The organism is candidate division KSB1 bacterium (assembly GCA_022562085.1).
Lineage (GTDB): Bacteria > Zhuqueibacterota > Zhuqueibacteria > Oceanimicrobiales > Oceanimicrobiaceae > Oceanimicrobium.
Window position 1 is genome coordinate 1 of the sequence record JADFPY010000284.1, and the last position, 6,029, is coordinate 6,029.

A 6,029-nucleotide genomic window follows, 5' to 3' on the forward strand; every position below is an offset into this window, starting at 1 on the left:
CAAAATTTCTACAAATTTCAAATTGCGCTTGTAATGATTCTTTAATTTTTTTTCTAAATGCATTTATCCGTGCCAATCAGTGAAAATCCGTGGCTTAATTATTTGGTTGCGGCTTTGCCGCGCTGTGCTACTCGGTGTTCTCTGTGTCCGTTTGTGCTGTTTTGGAAATCTATAAAAGTGAATCTAAAACGGAAGAATCCAATAATTTAAAATTAGTTTCATAAGGATGTTTACTTTTCATTTGCAAAAGAAACCTCTGGTATTTGTCTTGTTTTTTCCTTGCTTGTATTTTAAGACGAATCTCTTCCTTGACGAGTTCAAAGTTTTTGACCTCACCCTTTTTTTTCTTGTCAACTAATTGAACCACATGGTAACCGAAAGCAGATTTTATCGGAAGTGACGTCGCGCCTTTTCTCAGCTTGAAAACCACCTTTGAAATTTCGGGCGCTATTTTATCTTTTGAAAAATACCCCAAATCCCAATCGTCGGTGTTGTTCGATGAGTCCAAACTAACGTCGCTGAAGACGGCCGCAAAAGATTTCCCGGCTTTAAGACGCCTGCTTACATCGTTTGCCTCTTTGCGGGTTCCAAGCAAAACATGATACGCGTGAACCACGTCCTCTGTGAGCCGGAACTCTTCCTGATTTGCAGCGAAATAAGCTTGTATTTCTCCATCGGTCACTGTGACATCATCATTTAAAACTTGCTCGACCAGCTTCGTGATGAGGAGTTCGCGTTTCAACTTTTCGATTTCCCTCTGAAACTCAAGGCGCTCGTCGAATTTCTGTTCCAGCGCTTCGTGATATAGGACCTGGCTGTTAATCCAGCGGAGGACATACTCGCGAATCTCAACTTCGGACAAATTCGATCGGATTTGTGGCGGTATTTCTGCTATTAACGCTTGAATGGTAAGACTCTCGTCTTCAACTTTGGCCACAACATATCGCTCGTCAACCGGCTTCTCGCAACTGCTCAAAAAAACAGTCGATAGAATAAAAACAATTAGGTAAAAAAATTTTCTTCTAATCAAGAGTCAAAACCTCCCATTAAATTGCATAGCGTTATTTTTGAACTCTTTAGTTAGGTGATTTTATTAAACTTCCGACGAAGTCTTTAATAATTAACATCTTATGTCCGTTTTTATAATCCAGGTTCAGCCGAATTCCAAAGCCGTCATTTTGATAAAATTCAAATGGTTGCGTCGCATTTTCCAACATTGAACCCAACCACTTTTTAAAAGGTTCCCCGTCAAAATTAAGCATCTCCGGGGCAAATTCGGCTTTCATTTCAGAATCACGAATCGATATCGATTTCAGACCGAGCCGTTTCCCGAGAATTCTGATGGAAAGGAAATTTAGCAAGTTCTCAACCGGCTCAGGCAACTTACCAAACCGGTCTTGCAATTCCAAACGGATGTCATCGAACTCTTCTGCCGTGTCCGCTTCTGTCAAGCGCTGGTAAATCTCGACACGTTCGGTACCGGACTCAACATAGTCGTCCGGTAAAAAGGCGTCACAATCCATGTCCACCTGTGTTTCGATTTCCCCTTGCTCTGCTGCTTCCTCGGGTAAGTTTTCATTTTTAAGTTCTTTGACCGCTTCATCCAAAACCTTATTATACAGGTCAAATCCAAGAGAATCGATGAAGCCGCTTTGCTCGGCGCCCAAAAGGGTTCCGGCGCCGCGAATTTCTAAATCACGCATGGCGAGCTGGCTGCCGGAACCGAGCTCGGTAAATTCTTCGAGGGCACGCAACCGTTTAAGCGCTTCAGGAGTGAGGCTGTCAATTGCAGGGATCAGCAAATAAGCGTATGCTCTCTGGTGTGAACGCCCGACCCGGCCGCGCAGCTGGTAAAGCTGCGCCAGTCCCAACTTGTCGGCTCGATTCACAATAATCGTGTTCACGTTTGGCATGTCCAACCCGGACTCTATAATCATGGTCGAAACTAAAATGTCGTATTTGTACTGCACAAAGTCGACCATGATCTTCTCAAGTTCGCCCTCGCGCATCTGGCCGTGGGCAACCGCCACATGGGCTTCCGGAACCAGGTCGCTCAGCATTTTGGCAACCCGATCGATGGAGAGCACCCGGTTGTGAACAAAAAACACCTGGCCGCCGCGATCCAATTCTCTCAGGATCACCTCGCGGATGTACTGTTTGTTAAAAGACAGAATCTCCGTTACAATTGGCAAACGGTTGCGCGGGGCGGTATTTATATTTGTCATATCCCGGGCGCCCATCAGCGCGAACTGCAGGGTCCGGGGAATGGGGGTGGCGGTCAAAGTCAGCACGTCCACGGTTGCACGAAATTTTTTCAGGCGCTCCTTGTGTTGGACGCCGAATCGTTGCTCTTCGTCAATGATTAAAAGGCCGAGGTCTTTGAACTCAACATCTTTTGAAACCAACCGGTGTGTGCCAATGACAATATCGATTTTGCCACTCTTCAACTTTTCCAGAATTTGCTTTTGTTCGGCCTTGGTTCGGAATCGGGAAAGCATCTCCACATTCACCGGGAAATTCTCCAAACGCTCGCGAAATGTGTTATAGTGCTGATATGCCAAAATTGTCGTCGGTACAAGCATAGCGACTTGCTTATTGCTTAAAACGGTTTTAAAAGCGGCGCGAATTGCGATCTCCGTTTTGCCGAAGCCGACGTCGCCGCAAACCAGTCGATCCATTGGCTTCGAGCTTTCCATATCTTTTTTTACATCAAAGGTCGCGGTGATTTGGTCAGGAGTATCTTCATAAGGAAAGGAAGCCTCTAATTCGCGCTGCCAAATTGTGTCTTCTGGAAAAGCGAAGCCTTCCTGCGCTTTTCGCTTTGCATAAATTTCAATCAGCTCCTTAGCGATATCTTTGATCTTCTTTTTGGTGCGCTCCTTTAGACGGTGCCACTCAAGTGAGCCCAATTTATTTAACTTGGGTTGGGCGCCTTCTTTTGGGGCATATTTGTTCACCCTGTCCATTCGTTCAACCCGCACATAAACCTTGTCTTTTTCTTTGTACTCCAGGTGCAAACATTCGCGCTCATGACCGGCGACAGTGATTTTCTTCAGTCCACGAAAAATGCCGATGCCGTAATCGACATGCACGACATAATCTCCAATGTTCAACTGCTTGAGTTTTCTTGGGGTCAGACCTTGAAAAGTTTTCTTGGGAAGTCTGAGTCTTCGTGTGCGGCCATAAAACTCGTGCTCGGAATAAACGACTAAATTTGCTTCGGGGAATGTGAATCCTTTATGCAGTCCGAGCGGAGCCACAGAAAGATTCGGAAATTTAATCTCCTCGTCGGTGAAGATTTCACCCAGGCGCTCGGCGTGGCCCTCGTTTTCACACAAAAAGAAAATCGCCGGCGGCGTTTGATCTTCCCCTAATTTATCCTTGTTTAATTTCTCCAGGGATTTTTTTAAAAGTTTTAAATTTCCTTTAAAAGACTCCTGGGTCCTTGAACCTAAATTGACCAGGTTTTCATATTTCTCGCCCAAAGAGACAAAGTGCAACTGGGTGAACCTTTCCAAACGCTCCAGAATTTCATTGAAGAAACCATCTTCGCTGTTTTTTGGAGAATCGTCTTCATCCTCTAAGTCTCCATGATCATTTTTCCACGCCAGAGGATCCAGTTTTTTACGAATAAGCTCCGGCTCATCTAAGATCACGATCGCGTCATCGCTCAAATAGTCCAACAAATTTCCATCCGTTCCGGTCGAGTCCTCAGATGCAAGCTCCTGTGGATAGACTACCAATTGCTTAACCTCTTTGAGAGAGCGTTGCGTGGTTGGATCAAATCTTCGGATGGACTCCACTTCATCGCCCAGAAATTCAACCCGGTAAGGAAATTCAGATGAGAAAGGAAAGAGGTCTACAATCCCACCGCGGACACTCATTTCGCCACGCTGCTCCACCCGAGGCTCGCGAACAAAACCACGGTCTATTAAAGACGAGATATTTGCATCAAAATCCAGATTCATACCTATGGAGATAGAAATTTTTTCATTTTGAAATTTGTTGGGAGCGGGCAATTTATGCAAAAGCGCGGAACTATGAGCGACCAAGATTTGGGGCTTCCCCTCGGAAAGCAACTGCAGAGCGGAAAGTCTTTCTCCTTTCACAGTATCATTTGCAAGATCGAGTCCAAAGCCGTACATATCGGACGCCGGAAAAAAGGCGACCTGGCCGGCGCCCGCAAAGAGCTGAACATCATCCTTGATTCCCTCGGCCTCAATCGAATCGGAAGTTAAATAAACTACCTGGCTGGAAACCTTCTCAAATAAATGCACCAGTAGTGCGGATTTTAAAGAACCCGCAGCCCCTTTAACATTCACAAGTCGCTTATTGAGAACAAGCTCACTCAACTGAATAACAGACGGGGACTCAGAGACATTCTTGAGCAATATTTCCGAAACTTTCATTCTCTATTTATAATTTAATATAAAATGCCCGGTTAAGTTTAATCATCTTTAAAATCGGTTAAGCGGATAGTCGCGGCAGTCTGATTTTCCCACCGAATCACGCCGAAGGCGCCAAGGGTCGCTAGAAAGTATAATATTTTAGTATTCTTCAAAATGACTACAAAATGCACCTCCGTCCTAAAGTCATAACTACTAATTCGGTATATTTCGATGCGTTCGGCGCATTTCGGTGCAAATAATTTTTTCAACTAGTCATTCGTATAATTACAAGACACAAATTTTTCAAGTGAGATACCCCCGTTCCGGGAAACGGTTTGACTTCAAACGATACTCCCGGGTATTCTGCTTTAAACCGGTTGAGCTCATTATTTAAACGCGAGCCTTTAAGGGCGACCAGATTGCCACCTGATTTAAGGAAAGGTCTCGACAATCGATAAAGGGCGCTCAGATCGGTAACCGCTCTGCAGACCACTCGATCAAATCGATTCCGGTACTCTTCGTTTTCCGCAGCCGCTTCTGCCCTTTCACACAAAACCTCCGTGTTTTGCAATTCTAACACTTCGATTAAATGTTTTAAAAAAAGCCCTTTCCAGCGCTTGGAATCCAACAGCGTCAATTGCAAGTCCGGCGTAACGATTTGAAGCGGGATACCGGGAAAACCTCCGCCCGTTCCTAAGTCTAAAACGGACAACCCACCCTGGAATTCATTCAGCAACGAAAAAAGCGCTGATTCAAGAAAATGCCTTTCGACAATCCGGCTCTCGTCATTCTTTGAAATCAGATTCGCTTTGGGATTCCACTTGAGAAGTTCATTATAATAAATCTCAAACTGATTTAACTGAATTTGAGAAAGCGGTAAGTCATTCTCTTTGAATAGTTCGCTTAATTTAGAAAGATTCAGCTTCGCAACCAAATTAATTCTTTTTAATGATCGGTTTCAAGATTACTTTCACCCAAACGGTGTTCCGATCTCAAAATTCCATAGAGGTCAATATCTTCAAATTCATTCCATTTCAGAATGTGTTGACGCAGCGTCCCTTCATGAGTCATGCCAATCTTTGAGAGCACTTTGCTTGATGATGGATTACGACTTATACAGTGGGCATAAATGCGCTGTAAACCCAATTCTCTAAATCCATAGTTGACGACGGCAACAGCTGCTTCCGTGGCATAGCCGTTATTCCAGTACTCTTTGCCAATCCAATAGCCCAACTCAGCATTCCTATGGATTTGATCAATTTTTTTTAAACTGACCACTCCAACGAGAATATCCTTCGCAGCCAGGATGACAGCAAAGCAAACTGCTTTCCCGCTCTCATAAAAAGAAATACGGCTTTCAATCCATTGTTCCGCCATACCAGCTTCAAATGGGTGAGGAATGGTGAGTGTTGTATCAGCTATTTCACGGTCGCCGGCAAGAAGCTGAACTCTCGGAGCATCTTCAGGTTTCAGGCCTCGCAACACTAGGCGACTTGTTTTGAGAGATGGGGAGCTCATCGTGTCATTGTGACTTTGCTATCGCTTCAACCTATGTTTCACGTGAAACGTTTGCGCCGAGGGGTCGATTTAAATTCCCACCTAAGAAACTCGCCGTGATAAACATCAAATTAATTCACTGCG

5 protein-coding genes are annotated in these 6,029 nt (G+C 44.6%); all 5 read right to left on the reverse strand.

What is annotated here, in order from left to right; genetic code table 11:
* Positions 1-169 precede the first annotated feature (169 nt).
* Genes IH879_18075 through IH879_18095 form a run of 5 tightly spaced genes read right to left on the reverse strand, consistent with a single transcriptional unit; the run spans position 170 to position 5,906 of the window.
* Positions 170-1,030, reverse strand: a complete 861-nt coding sequence (locus IH879_18075) for a peptidyl-prolyl cis-trans isomerase (GenBank protein MCH7676831.1) — start codon at positions 1,028-1,030, stop codon at positions 170-172.
* 46 nt (positions 1,031-1,076) lie between these two features.
* The gene (gene mfd, locus IH879_18080) at positions 1,077-4,409 is read right to left on the reverse strand and encodes a transcription-repair coupling factor (GenBank protein ID MCH7676832.1); all 3,333 of its coding nucleotides are present in this window, start codon (positions 4,407-4,409) and stop codon (positions 1,077-1,079) included.
* A gap of 38 nt (positions 4,410-4,447) precedes the next feature.
* Positions 4,448-4,657, reverse strand: a complete 210-nt coding sequence (locus IH879_18085; protein ID MCH7676833.1) for a hypothetical protein — start codon at positions 4,655-4,657, stop codon at positions 4,448-4,450.
* On the reverse strand, positions 4,654-5,322 hold the full coding sequence (rsmG, locus tag IH879_18090; GenBank protein MCH7676834.1) for a 16S rRNA (guanine(527)-N(7))-methyltransferase RsmG: 669 nt from the start codon (positions 5,320-5,322) through the stop codon (positions 4,654-4,656). Before rsmG ends, IH879_18085 begins: the two co-directional genes overlap by 4 nt.
* A gap of 11 nt (positions 5,323-5,333) precedes the next feature.
* On the reverse strand, positions 5,334-5,906 hold the full coding sequence (locus tag IH879_18095; protein MCH7676835.1) for a GNAT family N-acetyltransferase: 573 nt from the start codon (positions 5,904-5,906) through the stop codon (positions 5,334-5,336).
* Positions 5,907-6,029: the final 123 nt, after the last annotated feature.